This window comes from Euzebyales bacterium, assembly GCA_036374135.1.
In the GTDB taxonomy this organism is placed as follows: Bacteria; Actinomycetota; Nitriliruptoria; order Euzebyales; family JAHELV01; genus JAHELV01.
Window position 1 is genome coordinate 1 of the sequence record DASUUK010000032.1, and the last position, 21,758, is coordinate 21,758.

The following is a 21,758-nucleotide window of genomic DNA, read 5'->3' on the forward strand; positions in this document are numbered from 1 at the left end:
AAGCCCATTGCTCGGACATGTCACGCTCCTCCGAGAGTCCTCGATGGAGGCAACCGGGTCCGGGGCTGCCGGGAGAATCCGCCCCGATCCAGCAGATCGGTGCACTGTCCTAGACCATACCGCACCATCGATGCCGGTCAAGGCCAGATGGCACGCAACTGACCCACATGCCCGCGTGGCGCACTCCGTCCACAGTGATGACCATCTGCCGGACCCCACCGACCGCCACCGGAAAGGTCGGTCGCCGGGCGTCGGCGGCGGCGGCCCTGGGCAGGCTGGAGCAGACATGACCAACGACGCGACGAACGGTTCCGGGCGACCCGCCGACACAGAAGCGGCGATCGCGATGATCCTCGAGCGGTGCCGCACGTTCGCGGTCGTGGGTGCGTCACCGCGCGCGCATCGACCGAGCAACGGTGTCATGCAGACGCTGGTTGCGAACGGCTACGACGTCGTGCCCGTCAACCCGACGTGCACGGAGGTGCTCGGGCGGCGGTCCTATCCCGACCTCGCCGCAGCCGCGACGGAGCATCCCATCGAGGTGGTCGACATCTTCCGCCGTTCGGAGCTGGCGGGCGTGCACGTGGACGAGGCGATCGCGATCGGCGCGCGGGCCGTGTGGATGCAGCTCGGCGTGATCGACACGGCGGCCGCGCAGCGTGCGTCCGACGCCGGCCTCGCCGTCGTGATGAATCGGTGTCCGGCCATCGAGCTGCGACGCAGAGCGAGCTAGCCGCCCCTCAGCCGTCCGCCGGTCGCCGGACGGCGCGTGACATCGGTGGCCGGGACGCCGGCGAGCTTGGCAAGGCCGGGCAGGTCACGGAGCACGATCGTGCGGTAACCGCTCGTCACGAGCCCGTCGCCGCGCAGGGTCGCCAGCACGCGCGACACCGACTGCCGTCGCACGCCCAGCAACTGCGCGATCGTGCCGTGGGAGAGGCGGACCACCCACGTGTCGCCGCTCTGTTGCTCGCGCTCGTCGAGCAGCAGCAGGGCCACCTGCATGGTCAGGTCCTTGGTCAGCAGCGACACCATCCGGTGTTGGGTCTGCTCGAGCCGCTTGGCCAGTGAGGTCATCCAGCGCAGTGACAGCGACGGCGACTGGGTCAGCAACGCCAGCAACTGCTGCCGTGAGATCTCGAGGATCGTGGTCTGCTGGCCCGCCAGCGCGTCGAAGGGCATGGGCCGCTCGCAGAACATCGGGATGTCGCCGACGACGCCCCCCTCACGGATCAGCCCGACCAGCTGGCGGCCCCCCAGCGGCCGCCGCGTCGCCAGCCGGACCTCGCCGCTGCGTACGACGAACACCGATTCGACCGCTGCCCCGGCGTTGATGAGCACGGTGCCCTGCGGCTCGTTGCGGACCCGCACGACCCGCTCGAGCTGTTCGATGTCCGACGGGTGCAGCGGGGTCAGGTCGGTCCGTGCCATCGCACGTGCGATCCACAGCGCGTGGCGTCGCATTGCGGTGTCCGGACCCGACCTGTCCATCTCCGTCATCATGTCAGATCGCGCCGGGTCCGGTGGTGCGGCGCGGGCACCCCGGTGCGATCAGGGCCGGTCGTTGTCCCATGTCGCTGCTCCTGACGGTGGGTCGTCGACGTTGAACACCCCTGATGTATGTTGCGTCCGGATTCGTCACGCAGGTGACGGTGTCGATGCGGCTCCGCTCGGCTTGATCACGACGCGGCAGGACAGGTTTGTGGTCATGGGGCGCGGGCAGCATCCGGCCAATCCATCCCACGGTGAGTTCATGGAGGGAGGTTCGGCGATGTTGCGTACCGTCATTGTGGTGCTGGTAATTGTGATTCTCGTGATCGTGCTGCTTCGGCTGGTGTAGATCACGCCCGGAGCGGCCGTGACGCTGGCAGCGCCACGAGCTTCCTGACAGCAGCACGTGCAGGCCCCCGATCCGCAGCACGGTCGGGGGCTTGCGCCGTGTTCTTGCCCTTCGGGGCCAGGCTGTCTACGGTTCAGCCGCTGACGTCGAACGCTGGGGCGGGTTGTGGGTTGGAGATCAGCAGTCGTCGCCATGTCCTGGTTTGCGGTCGAGCTGCCGACGGGTCCGGTGGCGGCGCACGAGACGCCTGAGGCGGACGAACGTGTGGACGCGTGGGCGGATCAGCCGGTCGACGGTCGATCGGCTCCCTCGGCGCCCTCCCGCACCATCGTCTCGACCAGCGGGGTGCCGCACGGTGACGTGGCCGACTACCGGGCGTCGCCGAAGTGGGAACCGGGGATGCCGGTCGGTGCGAACGCCCGGTGGCGCACGTTCATGGCCGAGATCGTGAGCCAGATCACGGCGTCGCGTCCCGATGTGGTGGTGCACGGCGGCGACATGGTCGAGGGTCGGTGGTACCGCTACAGCGACGACGACCACGTGTTCGGACGCCGCGGCACGACGTGGCAGAACCGGCAGGTTGTCCAGCGCGCCGGCAGCACGATCTACCCGTGGATCAAGAGCTGGTGGGCCGGCCATGATGTGGTGTGGGGGTGTGGGCAACGTCGGCATCATTACGCTCGACCCGTTCGTGAAGTGGAAGAGCGGGATCTACCCGAGCATCACCGCCGGCGATCAGCTCTGGATCACCGACCGGGTCCAGACGTGGCGCGCCAACGATGTCGACTGGATCTTCGTGCAGTCCGAGATCCCGGCGGTCGGTCCGAACCGCAGGCGCGATACGTCGGCGTTGCTCCTGCGCAACGGCACGCGTATGTGGTCATTGCTCAGCAGGCTCGGCGTCGACCTGCTCCTGGCGTCCGAGTTCCATGCCGATACGACCTGGTCGCGCGGCGGGTCCACGCCCGTGCAGATCGTCCACGGTGGCCGGCACATGCGCGCGTCCTGGCTCGAGATCGACGTGTTCGGCTCCGATCACCTGGAGCTGACGCTGTGGGAGTCGGTCGGCCAGGAGGCCGGCGACGGCAGGGTCTGGGCGATGACCCATCACCGCATGAACAACGGCCCGATCGCCGGAACGCCGCGCGTGACCGGGACCGCCACGGTCACGTCGGACCGCCGCGTCCGCGACCGCACGGGTTTCCTCCGCGAGGGCGACCAGTAGGTGCCGCCGCGCCGTTCACGCCCGCGTGGCCGGGGGGCGGCTCGGGACCGCGACCATGGGTCCCGTGACGTGGTGCGCGCACTGGTGGCTGACCGATCCCGGTCCCAGCTCGGCGAAGCCCCGGCGCCCGCGCGTGCCGACGACGAGCAGGTGCTCCGGTGTGGCATAGCGCAGCAGAGCGCTGACAGGCGCGCCATCATCGATGAGCCGGTCGAGCCGGGGCCGGCCGGCCGTGGGCAGCGCCCGGTCGATCTGCTCGTCGACCTCCTGCCGTGCGGTGGACCGCGCCTGCGTGAGGCGCGACGCGACAAGTTCGACCGGGACCCCCAGCGCACGCAGCGTCGGCGCGGACGGTGCGTCGAGCGCGTGCACCGCGAGCACACCGACGTCGCGCCGGCACGCCTCGTCGAACGCCCACCGCAGGGCGGCCTGCGAGCCCGCTGACTGGTCGACACCGACCACGAGCGGCCGTCGTCCGTCATGTTCCTCGGCGATCGTGGGGTCGACGTGCGGCGGCGTGCGCACGAGCACGACCGGCACGCTGGCGTGCATCAGCACCCGGTGGCTGGTGGACCCCAGCAGCAGTTCGCTGAACCCTCCCAGCCCTCGGGTGCCCAGGACCACCAGCTGTGCCCGGTGTCCCGCGTCGAGCAGCACCGCCGCCGCGCCGCGCGCGGAACCGGGCATCACGATGGTCTCGACATCCGTCAACTCGTCGATCAGGTGGCGATGACGGCGCAGGACGTCGTCGACCAGGCGTTGCGCCAACTCGTGGGCGCCGGCTGCTGATGCCGCGCTCACGCCGTCCTCGACGTACACGTGCACCAGCGTCAGTGGGGCGCGGCGCAACTGGGCCTCGCGCACGGCCCAACGTAGGGCGCGCTCAGCATGGCGGGACCCGTCGACACCGACCACGATGGGTCGGTCGCCGTCGCGGTGGTCGCTGCCCCACGCACCGCCATCGGGCGCCGGGGGCGGCACGTCTCCGTTCACTGCGGCTCGCGCCTGATCACGTGATCCGCCGTCCGGTCATCACGCGCGGGATGATGCGTACGTAGTGATCACGCGATCCCGGTGCCCATGGGCGCAGCCCCGTGTCGCGAGCCACGTCGAGCTCGTCGGTGCGCCAGATCTCCTCGGCGATCCCGCGGATGATCACGCTCCAGCCGGTGCGGCTGGCGCTGTCACCGTGGTCCGCCTCGAACGTCACCGGTTGGCGGTGCACCGCATCGAGCAGGTCGCCGTAGCCGACACGGAAGACCACCGAGCCCTGATGCAGCGCATAGTTCACGGGTCGGATCTCCGGCGCGCCATCCTCGAGGTACACCAGTCGCCCGAGTGTCTGCGTACGCAGCAGGTCGAGGCACTCGTCGACGCTGAGCTCCTCGATCTGGTGCGTCACGGGGGTGTCCACAGGCATCCACCTCGTCGTTGACGGCCGGGTGGACAGGTCGACCACCCATGGCCCCGATGGTGCCCGATGGTGCCCGCGCGGGCAAAGGCCGGAAGGCCATTGGGGGCAGGAACAACGTCCCGGCGCCGCGGGTTGACCGTGTGCCGTGACGAGGGCCGTCAACGGTCCCGGGCGGGTCCCCCACAGCTCCCGTGATGGTCCTTGCACCGCACAGTCCAACGGACCGGCCACTGGACGCCGCAACGCCCATGATGATGTGCGATCGGCGAGACCAGAAGGAGGCTGATCGGCATGGCAGCGGTGACGACGCGCGATGCAGGTGCTCAGACCCAGACACGGACGCGGTCCAACGACGACGCGACACGGGCGTTGGCAGCCCGTCACGTCCTGGCCGTGACGCGGCTCGCGCTCGGGTGGGTGTTCCTGTGGGCGTTCCTCGACAAGACCTTCGGACTGGGCTTCGCGACGGAGCGGGCCGACGCCTGGGTCAACGGTGGCTCGCCGACATTCGGGTTCCTGAACTTCGCGACCGAGGGCAAGTCCTTCCACGACTTCTTCGCCGGACTGTCCGGCACCTTCAGCGACTGGGTGTTCATGATCGGTCTGCTCGGCATCGGCCTGGCCCTGCTGCTGGGCATCGGCATGCGCATCGCTGCCGTGTCCGGCACGATCATGCTCGTGCTGATGTGGGCGGCGGAGTTGCCGCTCATCAACAACCCGTTCATGGACGACCACATCGTGTACGCGCTCGTCCTCGTGGCCCTCGCCGTGTACGGCGCGGGGCGGACGTGGGGCTTCGGGCGCGTCTGGGAGCAGCTGCCGCTCGTGCAGCGGTACCGCTTCCTGGAGTAGCACGGTCGTACGAAGTGCCGTACCGTCGACGTTGGTGGATGGCAGGAGGACACCATGGACCGCATCGTCGTCGGCGTCGACGGGTCACAGGCCGCGGACAGGGCACTGCGCTGGGCGGTCGCCGAGGCGGCCCGGCACGGTGCCCTCGTGGATCTCGTGCACGCGTACGTCCTCCATCCCTATGCGGGCATGTTCGGTGAAGCCGATCGCGAGCTCGCGCGGGGCCGGCTCGACGAGGTCGTCGAGCGCAATCGCACCGTGCTCGACGCGGTCAAATGGTCGGCCACGTTGACGGCGGCGAGCGGGGCCGCTGCGGCCGCTCTGGTCGATGCGGCCGCCGACGCCGATCTGGCCGTTGTCGGCTCCCGTGGGCGCGGCGGGTTCCCGCGCCTCACGCTCGGGTCGACGAGCTACCGGGTCGCCGCGCACGCGCAGGTGCCGGTCGCCGTGGTACCCGCGGCGTCACGCGGCGACGACGGGCGGCGTCCGGTGCTCGTGGGGATCGACGACGCACCCGCCTCGCGCCGCGCGCTGCGGTGGGCGGTCGAGGAGGCGGCACGACGCGGGACCGGTCTGACCGCCGTGCACGCGTACACGCTCCCGGCCGATCCCGCTCCGCAGGCGGCACTGAACCAGCGCCTGTACGACGACGTCCGCGTGCGCGCGCACGCGCACGCCCGGGCGCTCGTGGATCGCGTCGTGGACGACACGCAGAACCCGGCCGGCGTGCACATCCGGCGGGAGGTCGCCGTCGGTCCCGCGGCCGGCGTGCTGCTCGACCGCGCCGTGGACCATCTGCTTGTCGTCGGCACGCGGGGACAGGGCACGTTCAGCCGTGCGGTGTTCGGTTCGGTCAGCCAGCAGGTGCTGCACCACACGGACGATCCCGTGGTCGTCGTGCCCTGACGACGGGTCGACGGCCGCGGGCGCACCGGTCCGTCCGCCGGGACGAAGGTCTCCGACGTCGGGGGACCTTGGCGGGTGCCGTCGCCGCCACGTGGCACTAGCGTCGACGTGGGGTGGTGGCGAGGCGAGGAGGCGCGACATGAAGCACTGGGTCATCGCCTACAGGCGCGTGTCCGGCGCGCCGGCCGATCTGCGGCGGAGGTTGCGCTCGGACATCACGGACCTCCTACGTGCGGCACTGGATGCCGACGAGGAACGCGCCGAGCCGGACGGGTCGTTGCTGCTGCAACTGCCGGCACGCGTGATCGGGCGGGACGTCAGCAAGCAGGTGCGCTTCCGCACGGGCGTGGCCATCGACCACGGCGCGCGCACGTGCGTGCCACTCCAGTGGGAGGCCGAACCGGCGAGACACGCCTTCCCCGTGTTCCGTGGCACGGTCGAACTCGAACCGATGACGTCGGGCATCGCGCAGCTCGCCGTCGTCGGGGCGGTGACACCCCCGCTCGGGCCGGTGGGTGCGCTCGCCGACGCCACGGTGCTGGGAGCGCTCGCCGAACGCACGACCCACGATCTCGCCGACCGGCTGGCCGACGCCCTCGAGGCGCCGCCGGCCGCCGATCGGCGCGACGAGCACGGTGAGCGGTCGGCCGGCGTGCGGCCCCGCCTGTCGGTCGGTGATGTGATGACCGCCGACCCGGTCGTGCTGTACGAGGACATGCCGCTGCGGACGGCCGCACTGCTGCTGTACCACTTCGACGTCTCGGGCGCACCCGTGCGCACCACCGACGGTGGGCTGGTCGGCGTGCTCAGCGAGTCGGACGTGCTGGCCGCCGAGTGTCCACCGGATGTCAGGCTGGGCAGGCGTGCGGCGCAGCGTCGCGCGCTCGGTGCTGCCCGGACGGTCGGTGAAGCCTGTGGTCGACCGGCCAGGACCGTCCCGCCGGACACCGATTTGGCGGAGGCCGCGAGCATGATGTGGGATGACGACATCGGACGCCTCGTCGTCGTGTCGGGCGCTGAGATCGTCGGCATCGTCTCACGCCACGACGTCCTCCGCGCCGTCATCCGCAACGACGCGGAGACACAGACCGCGGTCGATCAGGTCCTGCGGGAACGCGACGCTCAAGGCGTCGTGGTCGACGTCGAGTGGGGCGTCGCGACCGTGAAGGGCTCGGTCGACCGCCACAGCACCGCTCGCTGGCTCGTGGACGCGATCCGTGCCGTCGACGGGGTCAACGGCGTCGACACGGACCTCGAGTGGCTCGACGACGACCTGGTGCCGCCCGTCGTACCGTGACCGCGTCGCTCGTCGCGGCGCCGCACGCGTCTGCCGCCCGTCACGCGGTCGATCACCTGGGCGCGCCGGGCATCACACAGTTCCGGGTCACGCTCCTCGCGGTGGCGGCCGGCGGCGTGTTGGCGCTCACCGGAACCAATGACGCCGCCGAGGTCGTGTGGGCGGTGGTGACCGCCGTCACGGCTGCGGGCCTGGCGGTGGCGATCGTGCGCGACCTGCTGCAGCGACGTGCCGGCGTCGATGTGATCGCGCTGATGGCGATGGTGGGCGCGCTAGCGCTCGGCCAGCACCTGGCGGGCGCCGTGATCGCGCTGATGCTGACCGGCGGCCAGGCGCTCGAGGCGTTCGCGGCGGGCAGGGCGCGTCACGAGCTGACCGCGCTGCTCGCAGGAGCCCCGCGCACGGCCCGCCGGATCGTCGGTGCCCGCCTCGAGAGGGTGGACGTGGACGCCGTCGTTCCGGGCGACGCGCTGCTCGTACGCTCCGGCGAAGCGGTGCCGGTCGACGCGGTGGTGACCGGCCCGGTGGGCATGTTCGACGAGTCCGCGCTGACCGGCGAGACGCGCCCGGTTGCCCGGCACAATCACGCCCGCGTCGCCAGCGGGGCCGTGAACGCTGGCGCGCCGGTGACGCTGCGGGCGGTGGCGTCCGCCCGCGACAGCACCTACGCCGGCATCGTCCATCTGGTGCGTCACGCGGCCGAGGCGCGCACACCCTTCACCCGCATGGCCGACCGCTACGCGATCGCGTTCGTCCCGGTGACCATCGCCATCGCTGCCGGTGCCTGGGTCGCGTCGGGCGATCCCGTGCGCGCGCTCGCCGTGCTCGTGGTAGCGACGCCGTGCCCGCTGATCCTCGCGGTGCCTATCGCGCTGGTGTCGGGTGTGTCCGTCGCGGCGCGACGTGGGCTCATCGTGAAGGGTGCCGCACCGCTGGAACAGCTCGCCGTCGCGTCCTCGGTCGTGTTCGACAAGACCGGAACGCTGACCGCCGGCGCGCCACACGTCGCTGACATCGTGACGGTGCCACACGTGACGCCGGACGAGCTGCTGCGGCTGGCAGCGAGCGTCGAGCAGGCCTCCGCGCACGTCTTCGCCGACGCGATCATCGACGCGGCGCGGGTGCGCGGGCTGCCGCTCGCGTTCCCCGACGATGTGGAGGAGCGGCACGGTGGCGGCATCGCCGCGCGTGTCGACGGCTGCCGGGTGCGACTGGGCTCGGCCGCATGGATCGCCGACGGCGGGCAGCTGCCGGAGCCGGTGCGGTCAGCGCACCGTCGCGCCCGGCTCGAAGGTGCGTCGGCCGTCGTCGTGGGCGTCGACGGCGACGTCGCCGGTGTGCTGTTGCTCGACGATCCGTTGAGACCGGAGTCGGGCGGCGTCGTGCGCCGGTTGCGGGCGGCGGGTGTCAGCCACATCGCAATGCTCACCGGTGACGACCGGTCCGTCGCCGAATCGGTTGCGGCCGCGCTGGCACTCGACGACGTCTGGTCCGACCAGACTCCCGGCGACAAGGTCGACCTCGTGCGCGAATGGTCTGACCGCGACGACCGCGTGACCGTCATGGTGGGCGACGGCGTGAACGACGCCCCCGCGCTGGCCGGTGCCGACGTCGGGATCGCGATGGGCGCACGGGGCGCTGCGGCCTCGTCGGAGGCTGCGGACGTCGTCATCACGGTTGACCGGCTGGACCGCCTGACCGAGGGCATCACGATCGCACGATGGACCCGTCGCATCGCCGTGCAGAGTGTGGTGGCCGGCATGGGCCTGTCGCTCGTTGCGATGGTGTTCGCGGCCGCCGGCGGCATCACCGTGCTGGCGGGCGCTGTCCTGCAGGAGGCCATCGACGTCGCGGTGATCCTGAACGCCCTGCGGGCGCTGCGCGTGCCGGGTGAGGTACGCGTGACCCAGGCCGACCGGCAGGCCAGCTCACGGTTCCGAACCCAGCACCGCACCCTGGTCGCCGGGTTCGACAGGGTCAAGGAGGTCGCAGACCGTCTCGAGTGGTCGTCCGACGCCGACGCCGTGGCCGAGATCGGCGAGATCCGACAGTTCCTGGTCGCGACGTTGCTGCCCCATGAGCACGCCGAGGAGGAGCAGTTGTATCCGCGTCTGGCAACGGTCCTGGCCGACGGTGACCCGACCGGGCCGCTGATCAGCACCCACCGGGAGATCGAGCGCCTCGTCGCCCGGTTCGAGCGTCTGGCGGCCTACGTGCCCGAGAACGGGCCGGCGGTCGGCGACCGGCTCGAGCTGCGTCGGTTGCTGTACGGCCTGCACGCCATCCTGCGTCTGCACGTGGCCCAGGAGGAGGAGCTGTACCTCCGCCTCGACGACGCGGCGGTCGCCACCGCCGGTGCCGTCACGCGGCAGCCATGAACCCGCCGCCTCGCGCGTCGGGACGTCGTCGATCGGGTCACGCGGAGGCCGCGCGCACAGTCCGGGGGGTCTGTCCCGTCCAGCTCTGCGATGCGTCCTGTTCCAGCGCCGCGGTGGACATGGTCAACGGCGTGCGCGTGAAGAGTCGGCGGGCAGCGATGCACGCCGCAGCACGTGGGCGGGCGCGACCCCGAGGACGAAGCAGCAGCGCCCTGGCGGCCGGATCGATCGTGTACAGCCCGGTGCTCACGCGGGACCTTCGTGCCGGACGGCGCGCGCGGCGTCGATGTCGAGCGCGACACCGGTCTCGCGCTCCGACACGGCGAACAGGGTGTCGATGGCGCGCTGCAGGCCGATGCGGCGCAGGATCGGACGCCGGACCGGTGGACCAGCGTTGATGTAGCGCGGGGCGTACATCTGTCCGCCACTCGCCCTGGGGTCGGTCGCGGCCCGCAACTGCGGCAACGCGCCGCGGTCGGCGGGCATGCCCGTGCGGGCGGCGAGCCACTCGAAGAACCGGCCCGAACGCCCCGCGCCCCCTTCGGCCGCCGTGCGCACCTGAAGGTCCGTGTGGGACAGGCCGGGGTGGGCCATGAGGCTCTGCGCCTGGAGTCCCCGCCGTTCGAACTCACGCTGGAGCCCGAGCGCGAAGTGGTAGTTGGCCAGCTTCGACTGGCCGTACGCCTTCCATGGCGCGTACGTCCCGTGCAGGTGCGGGTTGTCAGGATCCACCGGTCGCCCGGTGTGGTGGGCGGTGCTCGTGACCGTCACGATCCGTGGTGCATCGGCTCCCAGGACGGCTGGGAGCAGTTGGGCCGTCAGCGCCCAGTGACCGAGGTGGTTGACGCCGAACTGCGTCTCGAAGCCGTCGGCGGTAACGCGTTCCGGCATCGCCATGACCCCCGCGTTGTTGATCAGCAGGTCGACGTGGTCGTGCGCCGCGCGGATCTGCTCCGCGGCCGCCGCGACGGATGCGAGCGACCCCAGGTCGAGCTCGACGATCTCGAGCGACGCCGTCGGATGGGCGGCAAGGATCTCCGCGTGGGCGTGAGTGGCCTTGGTCTGGTCGCGGGTGGCCATGACCACGTGGGCGCCCCTGCCGGCGAGCGCCCTGGCGGTCGCCAGCCCGAGACCGCCGTTCGCGCCCGTGACGACCGCGACCCGGCCGTCCTGTGGAGGGATGTCTGCGATGGACCACGTCATGGTACCCTGCCTCGGATGCGGCGAGCTGTGCGGACGCCGGGCCATGCGCTGGCCGCGTCCGGCCTGTCACTGGTCACGGTAGATGGCGATCCCCGCGCAGTCACCAGCAGACCGCGCCACATCACTCGCACCTCGCGCCAACAGGGCGACGACGCCAGCGATGGGGGGCGCTGGGAACGCCTGCGCAATCGCGCGAATGAACGCTCGCGGGCCGGGTGGGGAAGACTGCCGGCGGCCGCTGTGTTGGACAGGTCCGCACGCGCATCGTTCGATTCACATCAGGAGATCACATGTCCACGGCCGTCATGTACGCCGAGACCGGTCCCGCAGAGGTGCTGCAGCTCCGCGACGTCACCGCCCCGTCCCCGGGGCCGGGTCAGGTGCGGATCACCGTACGTGCCGCAGCGGTCAACCCGATCGACTGGAAGCTTCGCAGCGGCGCGTTCGGGGACGTCGATCTGCCCAAGGTGCCCGGCAGCGACGTCGCCGGCGTAGTCGACCGGGTCGGTGCCGGCGTCGCCGACGTCGCCGAAGGAGACGCGGTGTTCGGCTTCGCTGCTGACGGGGCGTACGCGACGCACGCGCTCGCCGAGCAGGTGGTGGGCATACCAGCGGGGATGCCGTGGGAGATCGCAGCTGCGCTGCCTGTCGCCGCCGAGACCGCAAGGCGCGTTCTCGACCTGCTCGATGTCGGCCCGGGCGACACCCTGTTGATCCACGGCGCTGCCGGATCGGTGGGCGGCGTGGCGGTGCAGTTCGCCGCCGCACGCGGCGCGCGGGTCATCGGGACCGCGAGCGAACGCCACCACGACTACCTGCGCGGAGTCGGTGCCGTCCCCGTCATCTACGGTGACGCCCTTGTCGACCGCGTTCGGCAGTTCGCACCCGACGGCGTCGACGCGGTGTTCGACGCCGCCGGCAAGGGCGCGCTCCCCGCATCGATCGAGCTGCGCGGAGGCACCACCGACCGCGTCGTGACGATCGCCGATCCCGACGCGTCGGCGCACGGTGTGACGTTCTCCGGCGGCGGCGGCGACCGGTCGCTCGACGGCCTGCGCGAGGCGGCGCGGCTGTATGAGGCGGGTGTACTGACGATGCCGATCCGCGCGTCCTACCCGCTGGCCGAGGCCGCGGCCGCACACCGCGCCAGTGAGCAGGGCCACGGCCGTGGCAAGATCGTGCTGCTAGTGTCCGGCTGAGGCGCCGCTCACCCGGACGTGGGTCGATGGCGACGCTCCGCGATGGCTTCACCGGCGTCGACGATCACCTCGGCCCGGCGCGGGTCGTCGACTGGATCGAGGGCGACACCGGCGCAGCGGCCTGACACGACGTACGGCGCCGGTCACGCTGACGCGGGCTGTCCGACCATGATCTTCGCGAGCGGGCGGTACCGCAGCCAGTGCTGCTCCAGTGGCCGCTGCGCGTCGGCCTCGATCAGCGTCGGGTACGCGTCCAGGTCGGTGAACGTCACGGCGCCGGCCCGCAGCCCGATCATCGCGCTCGTGGGATCGTCCGAGGCGAGCTGCTCGGTCAGGTACTCGATGCACCTCGCCGTGAGGCGCGTCGCCTGGATGCGATCGAACGGCGACGGGTCGCCGCCCTCCTGGATGTGGCCGAGGACCGCTGCGCGGGCGTCGAACAGGTCGCCACCCTCCTTCTCGAACAGCGCGGTGATGAAGTCGGACGTGTACACGGAGTCGGCGTTCTCGTTGCGGATCACCAGCCCGAGGCGCTTGCCGGCGCGGAAGCCGTCCGTGAGGTTGCCGACGTCCGTGGTCAGATCGGCCAGCGTGATGCCATCCTCGGGCAGGTAGACGCGCTCCGCCCCGGTCGCCATGCCGCTCATCAGCGCGAGGTAACCGCAGTCGCGGCCCATCACCTCGACCACGAAGCACCGTCGCGAGGCGACGGCCGACTGCTTGATCTTGTCGACGTCCGTCGTGATGCTGTTCAGCGCCGTGTCGCTGCCAATGCTCAGCTCGGATGCCGGCAGGTCGTTGTTGATCGACGCGGGCAGGCACACGATCGGGATGTCGAGCGCCGGATGCCGCGCTCGCGACGAGCGGAGCAGGTGTGCCGCCTCGTAGGCGTTCCAGCCACCGATGACGAGCAGCCCGTCGATCACGTGCCGGCTGATGTTCGCGGCGATGCGCTCGAGCGCCGCGGCGTCGGGCACGTAGCGGTTCGTGCCGATCTCGGCGCCGCCCGACGACACCCAGCCGCTGACGCTCATCCAGTCCATCTTCTGGACCTCGCCGTCGTGCAGCCCGCGGAACCCGTTGCGCACGGCGAGCATGTCGTGACCACGGTCGAGTCCCAGCCGAACCGCGACGCGCACCGCCGTGTTCATGCCGGGAGACGGTCCACCGCCGTGGAGCACGGCGATCCGCCGATGGCTGCTCGTCGCGGGCTTCGGCGTGGCCTGCTCGAGCGTCTGCAGGATGTCGAAGGACTCGGCGAAGCTGCCGCCGCGCATCGCCATCGCCGTGGCGTAGTCCTTGTCCTCGATGCGCTCGGCGACCGCATGCGTCTGTTCGACGCAGTCCATCAGCGGTGAGCTGATGACCTCGTTCTCCCTGATGCCGATCAGCTGGGCGGGAGCACCGGGCGCGTCGTTCAGAAGCTGCTCCACCGCCGCATGCCCGAGCAGTGTGCTGAGGTACCGGTCGAACGCGCTCGGCGCGCCGCCCCGCTGCACGTGGCCCAGGATCGTGACCCGGGTGTCCTCACCGAGCCTGTCCTCCAGCAGCTGTCTGATGCCGTCGGCCGTGATCGGGTTGCCCTGACGGTCGCGCGCGCCCTCGGCGACGATGACCACGTTCTGCCGCCGGCCGATGTCACGTCCCGCGCGCAGCGTCGCGCACATGACGTCGCCCCAGTCGTCGTGCTCCGGGGGGCGTTCGGGGATGAAGACCCAGTTGGCGCCGGTCGCCAGCGACGCCATGAGCGCCAGGTAGCCACAGTGGCGGCCCATGACCTCGACGACGAACGCGCGCTGGTGGCTCGCGGCTGTGCTGTGCAGCGCATCGAGCGCCTCGGTGATCCGGTGGAGTGCGCTGTCGGCACCGATGGTCATGTCGGTGCCGAACATGTCGTTGTCGATGGAACCGACCAGCCCGACCAGGCGCAGGAACGGATGCGCGCTGGTCGTGATGCCGTCCATCTCTCCGGTCCTGACCAGCTCCGCGAGCAGATCGGGCCACTCCTCGCGGAACAGGTTGGCACCGGTCAGGCTTCCGTCACCGCCGATCACGACCAGTGCATCGATGCTGCGCTCCAGCAGGTTGCGGGCGGCGCGCAGTCGACCCTGTCGGGTCCGGAACTCCTGTGACCGGGCGGTCCCGATCACCGTGCCGCCGCGGTGCAGGATGCCGCCGACGTCGGCTGATTCAAGCTGCCTGATGGCGGATCCACCCTCGACGAGGCCCCGGTAGCCCTCGTAGATCGCGTAGACGTCGACACCGTGGTGCAGGGCGGTGCGCACGACCGCGCGGACCGCCGGGTTCATCCCCTGCGCGTCGCCGCCGCTGGTCAGCACGGCGATGCTCGAGGGTGGTTTCGCGACGTTGCTCATGGAGCCTCTCGCTGACGCGGACGTGATCTGCGTACGCTCGCCGGTGCCGGCCCGTACGCCAAGCCGGACCTTACGCGGTCGATGCCGCCGCAGTCCATGGCCGTCCCGCTCGGTCGGTCCGGGCGGCCGACGTCGATCGGCCGGGTGGGGGAGCGGCCCGACGACCACGATCAGCCACCGATGGGTGCGGCGCTCGCCATCGCCGGGACATCGCCGGCAACCTGCTGTGGTCTGCGGCCGCCGACATCGATGCGGGCCGCGCGTCACTGGCGCCCCCTCGACGCCCTCGCGGACGCCGGCCTGTTCGCGCGAAGCTCGACGCGCGGGGGACGAGACCGACATGGCCGCGGCCCGTGCTGGCGGCGATCGAACTGGCGCTCCGCGCGCGAACGGCGGTTCCTCGTAGCGCATCCCGCGGCTACGTAGTCGGCGCCGGCGATGTACGTCACCGGGTGCGGACGCCCTCGCAGCCGACCGGGTCATCGTGTGGACACGCGCACGACAGGACGGTGATCCCATGGCAACGACAGCCCCACTCGAGCACATCGACCCCCGCGGTTCCAGATACGGCGGCGTTCGTGACCGCGCCACACGGATCGCGGTGGTCGTCGCGCCCGCCGCGCTCGCCGGCGTGGCCGCGACGCTCGCCATGCAGACGACGCGCGACAGCGTCACGGTTCCGGCGGTTCCGGCGGTTCCGCAGATCGAGCTCACCACCAGGTGCCTGGTCAACGGGGGCTGATCCGCGCACAGACACTGCGATGACCGCCGGTGCACCGGATCCGGTACGGTGACGGTACGACCGAGTGAGAGCGGAGTCTTGCGATGGACACGCTGACCGAGTGGCCCCTCGTGGGCAGCATCGACGGGCGTGCGGACCTTCGCGACCTGATCGGTTGACGGCCAGCGAGCCCGGAGGGCCCGCGCCATCGGGTCGTTCGCCCCTTCACCGCCTGCACACCCACGGTCAAGCTGAGGGGACGCGGAAGACCCATGACGGTGACAAGGTCGATCGGTTGGCGGAGGGTGCGCCGGACCGTTGCCGGCTGGCCGGGCGTGCACGTCATCAGGACCTATCGCCGTGAGTGGCTGGCCACCGATGTCGTCGCCGGCCTGGCGCTGACGGCGCTGCTGGTACCGCAGGGCCTGGCGTACGCAGAGCTCGCCGGGCTGCCAGCGGTGACGGGCTTGTACACCACCGTCCTCGCGCTCGCCGCCTACGCCGTGTTCGGGCCGTCGCGCCTGCTCGTGCTGGGACCGGACTCCGCGCTCGCGCCCCTGATCGCAGCGGCCGTCGTGCCGCTGGCGGCCGGTGATGCCGCGCGCGCGGTTGCGCTGGGCGCCATGCTCGCGCTGCTGACCGGCACCATCTGTCTCGCCACCGGTGTCGCCCGACTGGGCGCGATCACCGAGTTGCTGTCCAAACCGGTACGCGTCGGCTATATCAACGGCATCGCCGTTGTGGTGCTCGTGAGCCAACTGCCCAAGCTGCTGGGATTCTCGGTCGCTGCCGACGGGTTCATCGCCGACGTGCCCGCCGTCATCGCCGGTGTCGCCGGGGGGCGGGTGAACATGGTTGCCGCCGCCCTGGGCGTCAGCTCGCTGGTGGTGATGCTCGTCGCGCCGCGGGTGTCACCGCGGATCCCCGGCGTGCTGATCGCGACCGTCGTCGCGACGGCGCTGGTCGCCACGCTCGAGCTCGCGGCGGACGGGATCCCGGTGGTCGGTGCGCTGCCGGCCGGCCTGCCGGCCCCGGCGCTGCCACGGATCGGGATCGGTGATCTCGCCACGCTCAGCGTCGCGGCGGTCGGTGTGGCCATCGTCGCCCTCGCCGACACCGCGGCGTTGTCGACGACCTTCGCTGCCAAGCTCGGCGAGCCGGTCGATCCGAACCGCGAGATCATGGCGCTCGGCGCCGCCAACCTGGCCGCGGGCGCGTTCCAGGGCTTCCCGATGAGCGCGAGCTCGTCGCGCACCGCCGTCGCGAGCTCGATCGGTGCGAAGACCCAGCTCACGGGCGTCATCGGGGCGATCGGCATCGTCGGGCTCCTCGTCCTGGCACACGATCTGCTCGCCGACCTGCCGTCCGCGACGCTTGCGGCCATCGTGGTCGTCGCGTCGTTCGGGCTGTTCGACCTTGCCGAGATGCGGTGGCTGTGGGACGTGCGCCGTTCCGAGTTCGTCCTGTCGCTCGCCGCGCTGCTGGGCGTCACCCTCGTCGGTGTCATCGAAGGGCTCGGCATCGCCATCGCGTTGTCGCTCGGTGACTTCGTACGTCGCGCCTGGCGTCCCCACGACGCGGTGCTCGGACGAATCGATGGACGCCGTGGCTACCACGACGTCGAACGGCATCCCGAGGCGGCCCAGATCCCCGGCCTGATCATCTTCCGGTTCGACGCGCCGATCTTCTTCGCGAACGCAGGGCACTTCGAGCGCCAGCTCGCCCGGGTGATGCGATCGGCCGATGGCCCTCTGCGCTGGGTCGTCCTCGCCGCCGAGCCGGTGACGGACATCGATACGACCGCCGCGGAGATGCTCGGCGACATCCTCGACGAGTTCGACCGCCGTGGCATCAGGCTCGTGTTCGCCGAGCTGAAGGGCCCGGTGAAGGACAGGTTGCGTACGTACGGGCTCTACGAGCGGATCGGCGACGAGCACTTCTATCCCACGCTCGGTCGTGCCACCTCCGGATACCTCGCCGCGACCGGGGTCCACTGGGTCGACTGGACCAACCGCTGAGGTGCCTCACCTCCGGTGTCGCGCTCCGGGATCGTGCACTAGGGCGAACGTGGCCTTCGCCCGTACCGAGAACGCCGCAGGTTGGCCGATCCGCCGCCCATGATCTGTGCCCGCGCGGCGTTCGGGCCGATGATCGCGATCGACGCGAGTTCGTCCACCGCCAGCGGCAGCAGCGAGGTGTCGCCGACCGGCGCGTTGCGCAGGAGCACCATCGACTCCGCCGACGCTCTGCGGGCCAAGGGCCGGTGTTCGGGCAGGTCGATCGACTCCTCACCCGCCGGGACGTCGTCGAACGCGCCGATGCGCTCGAAGGTCGACAGGACGGTCCCGCGAGCACGTCGAGGGTCTCCAGGTCCACCTGCCGGTCGCGGACCGCGGCGGCCAGCGCCGAGCCGTAGGCCCGGTCACCGGCGGGCATCTCGACGTTGAGTCCCGCGTCGGCCGAGGCGACCGTGTCCGCGCCGGCCACCCAGTCGGTCGTGACGAACCCGTCGAAGCCCCACTCGCCGCGCAGGGACGTCGGTCAGCAGCCGCCGCTGTTCGGTGCAGTAGCGGCCGTTGAGGCGGTTGTAGCCCGTCATGACGCCCAGCGTCCGGCCCTCGGTGACGGCGAGCTCGAACGGCACCAGGTACCGCCTCGGCGGCGAAGGCCAACGCCGTCGCCCGCCCGATCCCGCCGCCGGCCCCGGTGACGAACGCGACCTTCCCCGCGAACCGATCACTATCCGTCTCCGCCATGTCGTCCTCCGTTCGGGTTCGCCGTCGGCCAACGCCGCCGGATCAGGGGTGCAGCAGGACCTTGATGGCGCGGCGCTCGTCCATGGCGGCGTAGCCTTCCGCGGCCTCGTCGAGCGGCAGTTCCAGGTCGAACACCCTGCCCGGGTTGATCCGACGGTTCCAGATCCGGTCGACGAGGTCGGGCAGGAAGCGGCGGACGGGCGCGGGGCCGCCGTGCAGGTGGACGTGGGAGAAGAACAGCTCCATCCCGGGCAGGGAGACCTCGTGGGCAACGCCGACGTAGCCGACGTGTCCGCCGGGGCGGGTGGAGCCGATGGCCTGCATCATCGACTCCTGGGTGCCGACGGCCTCGATCACCGAGTGCGCGCCCAGGCCGTTGGTCAGGTCCTTGATCTGCTGGATGCCGGCGTCGCCGCGTTCGGTGACGATGTCGGTGGCGCCGAACTCCAGGGCCAGCTTCTGCCGCGGCTCGTGGCGGCTCATCGCGATGATCCGCTCGGCGCCGAGCTCCTTGGCGGCGAGCACGCCGAGCAGCCCGACGGCGCCGTCGCCGACCACCGCGACGGTCTTGCCGGGCCCGGCCTCGGCGGCGACGGCTGCGAACCAGCCGGTGCCCAGGACGTCGGAGGCGGCAAGGAAATCCGGGACCAGGTCGGCGTCGGGGACGTCAGGGGTGGCGACCAGGGTTCCGTCGGCCAGCGGCACCCGCGTCAGCTCGGCCTGTGCGCCATCGGGAGCGCCAGGTTGGCGGTGGATGCAGGAGGAGTGGTATCCGGCCCGGCAGATCTCGCAGGTGTTGTCCGAGGCGAAGAATGACCCGACCGCGAACTGGCCCGGCTTGATGCTGGTGACCTCGGGACCGACATCCTCGACGATGCCGGCGTACTCGTGCCCCATCGGGCGGGGCCCGTCGAGGGCTTCGATGCCCCAGTAGGGCCACAGGTCCGACCCGCAGATGCAGGTCGCCGACAACCGGATGATCGCATCTCGGCTCCACGATGGTCGGCTCGGGCCGGTCCTCGATCCGAACCTCGCCGGGGGCGGTCATGACGGCGACGCGCATGGCACAGCACTCCTCACAGATCAGTTGGCAAACGGGTCCGGGGCTGCCACCCGACCACGTACAGCCAGTCAACCCTCTCATCACTCGGCGAAGAAGTCCCTGTGGAGAGGTGCACTGGCAGGGCATCCCACGCCGCGTGCGTCGGTCGTACCGTAGAGGCCGTGGACAGCCGTGACGAGGTCCGCGAGTTCCTGACCTCGCGGCGCGCGAAGATCACCCCGCAGCAGGCCGGGTTGCCAGACGTCGGCAACCGCCGGGTGCCGGGGCTGCGCCGGGGTGAGGTCGCCGTCCTGGCCGGCATCAGCGTCGAGTACTACGCCAAGCTCGAGCGCGGCGCGATCGGCGGCGTCTCCGCCTCCGTCCTCGATGCGCTCGCACGCGCGCTGCAGCTCGACGACGCCGAACGGGCCCACCTGTTCCACCTCGCCCATGCCGCCGACGGCACCAGCGCCGGGATGCGACCCCGCCGCCGCCCCAGCACGCGCTGGACGCCCCGGCCGGGCCTGCAATGGGTGCTCGACGCGTTCAGTGGCCCGGCGATCGTCCGCAACGGCCGGATGGATCTGCTCGCCACCAACCACCTCGGCCGCGCCATGTATGCCTCCGTCTACGACGCCACGGTCGGCGACCAGCCCAACTTCGCCCGCTTCACCTTCCTCGACCTCGACGCCGCGCACGACTTCTATTCCGACTGGGAGGGTGCCGCCGACACCTGCGTCGCGATCCTGCGTACCGAAGCCGGCCGTGACCCGCACGACAAGGACCTTCACGACCTCGTCGGTGAGCTGTCCACCCGAAGTGACGACTTCCGCCGCCGCTGGAGCACCCACAACGTCCGCTACCACGGCGCCGGAACCAAGCACTTCCACCACTGCGATGTCGGCGATCTCGAGCTCGCCTACGAGAGCGTCGACATGATCTCCGACCCCGGCCTCACGCTCACGCTCTACGCTGCCGAACCCGCCTCACCGACCGCCCGCGCTCTCGACCTCCTCGCCTCCTGGACCAGCACCCCCACCGACACCGACACGAGCATCACCCGCTGACCAGTCACGGCCACGCCCGCCGACCGTCGAGAGAACCGGTGGAGGCGACTGACAGTGAGCATCGCGATCCACCGCGTCGCGATCACCCAGCTGACCTGCCACCGCCGACGAGGCCGAGGCCGCCACCGGAACCCGCAGGGCGCGCAAGCGCTTCAAGACCGCCGACGACCACCAGGCCCTGCAAGGTAGCCCGCCACGTCACCGAGACCGCACGCGACGTCGCCGACGAGATCGCAGGCGCCGACGGCCACGACACCGACCGTCACCGCCACGCCCCGGGCGAGATCGCCCGACCGCGCACCACCTGACACCCGGACTCCGGCCCGCCCAGCCCCCGACGATCACGCACGGCCACGATGGGCCCTGGCTCTGTCCGCGCGAAACGCGGCGGGTGACGAGCCTACCTACGCCCGTGAAGCGGCGAACGCCGCACCGTAAGGGTGCGACCGTTCGATGTGCTGGCCGTGAGGCCGCTGGTGGGCGATAAGAGGATTTGCACCTCCCATGGCGGGCGGGGCGCAGTGCCGAGGCGCGTTTCCGCAGGCCACGCGCGAGCGAAGAACCGGAACTGATCGTCCATTGGTTCGGGGTCAGAACCTCGCTTCGCACATGTCGAGGAACTCGCGTGGCGTGACGATGCTCGGTGGGGATCGAGCTTGAGCAGCCGGCTGTCGCCGGTGACGAGCAGCGCGCTGTTCCATTGGGCAAGGGCCACGACGAAGTCGTCCGCCCGATCGTCGTCGGCCGTCAGCGGATGCCGCAGCGCTGGGTCGATCTAAGGTGTGCCGACACGCCAGATTTGGGCGAGGAAGACGGCCAGATCTTCCTAGCGGTCGAGCGCAGCGAGCTCCTCGCGGGCTTCGCGGGCCAGTCGAACGCCGAGGGCCAGACCTTCGTCGTCGTCGAGTTCGGGCATCCCGGCCGAGCGCCGTGCAGCGTGCAGTCGGTGGAGTGCCGTGCCAATGTCCGGCAACGCATCGGGGGTGCGTGCCGCTGCAGCCGCAGGAATGCCAGCAAACGAGCTCAGGCGACGACGTAGCTCCCAGCTGTCATCGGCGACCGCCTGACGCAGGTCGTCCTCGCCGGGCTCCCCGCTGGCCCTGGAGATCCCCCACAAGGGCGGGTGGGCATCGCGGTCGCTCATGTCGTTCAGTCCACCGATCGCCCGGCGACGCCTGTGATGCAACGTGCTGAGCTGGGGATATCTCGCCTCGCGGCAGGAGACCGTCCGCCCGTTCGGGAGCGCTCTTGTTGCCGTCTTCACGCCGCCGGCCGGGCGGCGACGAGGCGGTGTGGGCGGGTGAAGTCAGATGCTGATGGCGCGGACGTCACCGTCGAGCGTGCCGGCGAGCCGTGTCATGTCGTCGACGTCGACGGCTGTGGAGATGCAGTTGATGTCTGCTGCCGTTGTGCTGTTCGGTCCCAGCCGGCCTCGACGCGTACGGCGACAGTTATCGGACGCTGGCTGCGCGGGTGATCGCGG

Annotated in this window: 19 protein-coding genes; 12 read left to right on the forward strand and 7 right to left on the reverse strand. The window is 71.0% G+C overall.

What is annotated here, in order from left to right; all coding sequences use genetic code 11:
* Window positions 1-286: 286 nt before the first annotated feature.
* Window positions 287-733, forward strand: coding sequence for a CoA-binding protein (locus VFZ70_04670; GenBank protein ID HEX6255083.1), 447 nt, complete (start codon window positions 287-289; stop codon window positions 731-733).
* On the opposite strand, the gene VFZ70_04675 is transcribed toward VFZ70_04670, so the two are convergent.
* Complete coding sequence (locus tag VFZ70_04675; GenBank protein HEX6255084.1) at window positions 730-1,431, reverse strand: Crp/Fnr family transcriptional regulator; 702 nt, start codon at window positions 1,429-1,431, stop codon at window positions 730-732. The genes VFZ70_04670 and VFZ70_04675 overlap by 4 nt on opposite strands.
* Before the next feature lie 172 nt (window positions 1,432-1,603).
* Here VFZ70_04675 and VFZ70_04680 point away from each other — a divergent pair, with 172 nt between their 5' ends.
* Window positions 1,604-1,840 carry a hypothetical protein gene (locus VFZ70_04680; protein HEX6255085.1) on the forward strand — a complete coding sequence of 79 codons (237 nt, stop codon included), beginning with the start codon at window positions 1,604-1,606 and terminating at the stop codon, window positions 1,838-1,840.
* A gap of 655 nt (window positions 1,841-2,495) precedes the next feature.
* Window positions 2,496-3,065, forward strand: coding sequence for a hypothetical protein (locus VFZ70_04685; GenBank protein ID HEX6255086.1), 570 nt, complete (start codon window positions 2,496-2,498; stop codon window positions 3,063-3,065).
* Between the two features lie 15 nt (window positions 3,066-3,080).
* On the opposite strand, the gene VFZ70_04690 is transcribed toward VFZ70_04685, so the two are convergent.
* Together VFZ70_04690 and VFZ70_04695 are read right to left on the reverse strand one after the other, a co-directional pair.
* Window positions 3,081-4,058: a universal stress protein gene (locus VFZ70_04690; GenBank protein HEX6255087.1), complete on the reverse strand. Its 978-nt coding sequence runs from the start codon at window positions 4,056-4,058 to the stop codon at window positions 3,081-3,083.
* Between the two features lie 16 nt (window positions 4,059-4,074).
* Complete coding sequence (locus tag VFZ70_04695) at window positions 4,075-4,485, reverse strand: pyridoxamine 5'-phosphate oxidase family protein (protein HEX6255088.1); 411 nt, start codon at window positions 4,483-4,485, stop codon at window positions 4,075-4,077.
* Window positions 4,486-4,770: 285 nt separating this feature from the next.
* Here VFZ70_04695 and VFZ70_04700 point away from each other — a divergent pair, with 285 nt between their 5' ends.
* The 4 genes from VFZ70_04700 (at window position 4,771) to VFZ70_04715 (ending at window position 9,912) form a co-directional block, all read left to right on the forward strand.
* Window positions 4,771-5,331, forward strand: a complete 561-nt coding sequence (locus tag VFZ70_04700; GenBank protein HEX6255089.1) for a hypothetical protein — start codon at window positions 4,771-4,773, stop codon at window positions 5,329-5,331.
* Window positions 5,332-5,385: 54 nt separating this feature from the next.
* Entirely contained in the window at window positions 5,386-6,237 is an 852-nt protein-coding gene (locus VFZ70_04705) for a universal stress protein (GenBank protein HEX6255090.1), read from the forward strand.
* Window positions 6,238-6,376: 139 nt separating this feature from the next.
* Window positions 6,377-7,534: a CBS domain-containing protein gene (locus VFZ70_04710; GenBank protein HEX6255091.1), complete on the forward strand. Its 1,158-nt coding sequence runs from the start codon at window positions 6,377-6,379 to the stop codon at window positions 7,532-7,534.
* Complete coding sequence (locus tag VFZ70_04715; GenBank protein HEX6255092.1) at window positions 7,531-9,912, forward strand: heavy metal translocating P-type ATPase; 2,382 nt, start codon at window positions 7,531-7,533, stop codon at window positions 9,910-9,912. The genes VFZ70_04710 and VFZ70_04715 overlap by 4 nt, the downstream gene beginning before the upstream one ends.
* A gap of 246 nt (window positions 9,913-10,158) precedes the next feature.
* Here the strand turns inward: VFZ70_04715 and VFZ70_04720 are convergent, their stop codons facing one another.
* A complete protein-coding gene (locus VFZ70_04720) occupies window positions 10,159-11,115 on the reverse strand; it encodes an oxidoreductase (protein HEX6255093.1) in 957 nt (318 codons plus the stop codon).
* Between the two features lie 290 nt (window positions 11,116-11,405).
* Between VFZ70_04720 and VFZ70_04725 the strand changes: the two genes are divergently transcribed.
* Entirely contained in the window at window positions 11,406-12,314 is a 909-nt protein-coding gene (locus VFZ70_04725; GenBank protein HEX6255094.1) for an NADP-dependent oxidoreductase, read from the forward strand.
* 143 nt (window positions 12,315-12,457) lie between these two features.
* Here VFZ70_04725 and VFZ70_04730 read toward each other — a convergent pair whose 3' ends face one another.
* Complete coding sequence (locus VFZ70_04730) at window positions 12,458-14,689, reverse strand: 6-phosphofructokinase (protein HEX6255095.1); 2,232 nt, start codon at window positions 14,687-14,689, stop codon at window positions 12,458-12,460.
* A gap of 517 nt (window positions 14,690-15,206) precedes the next feature.
* Between VFZ70_04730 and VFZ70_04735 the strand changes: the two genes are divergently transcribed.
* The gene (locus VFZ70_04735; GenBank protein ID HEX6255096.1) at window positions 15,207-15,431 is read left to right on the forward strand and encodes a hypothetical protein; all 225 of its coding nucleotides are present in this window, start codon (window positions 15,207-15,209) and stop codon (window positions 15,429-15,431) included.
* Window positions 15,432-15,682: 251 nt separating this feature from the next.
* On the forward strand, window positions 15,683-17,428 hold the full coding sequence (sulP, locus tag VFZ70_04740) for a sulfate permease (protein HEX6255097.1): 1,746 nt from the start codon (window positions 15,683-15,685) through the stop codon (window positions 17,426-17,428).
* 38 nt (window positions 17,429-17,466) lie between these two features.
* Here the strand turns inward: sulP and VFZ70_04745 are convergent, their stop codons facing one another.
* Both VFZ70_04745 and VFZ70_04750 read right to left on the reverse strand, forming a co-directional pair.
* Window positions 17,467-17,640, reverse strand: coding sequence for a hypothetical protein (locus tag VFZ70_04745; protein HEX6255098.1), 174 nt, complete (start codon window positions 17,638-17,640; stop codon window positions 17,467-17,469).
* A gap of 568 nt (window positions 17,641-18,208) precedes the next feature.
* Window positions 18,209-19,147 carry a zinc-dependent alcohol dehydrogenase family protein gene (locus tag VFZ70_04750; GenBank protein ID HEX6255099.1) on the reverse strand — a complete coding sequence of 313 codons (939 nt, stop codon included), beginning with the start codon at window positions 19,145-19,147 and terminating at the stop codon, window positions 18,209-18,211.
* Window positions 19,148-19,390: 243 nt separating this feature from the next.
* On the opposite strand from VFZ70_04750, the gene VFZ70_04755 reads away from it, so the two are divergent.
* Entirely contained in the window at window positions 19,391-20,275 is an 885-nt protein-coding gene (locus tag VFZ70_04755; GenBank protein HEX6255100.1) for a helix-turn-helix transcriptional regulator, read from the forward strand.
* 643 nt (window positions 20,276-20,918) lie between these two features.
* On the forward strand, window positions 20,919-21,314 hold the full coding sequence (locus tag VFZ70_04760; protein HEX6255101.1) for a hypothetical protein: 396 nt from the start codon (window positions 20,919-20,921) through the stop codon (window positions 21,312-21,314).
* Window positions 21,315-21,758 lie beyond the last annotated feature (444 nt).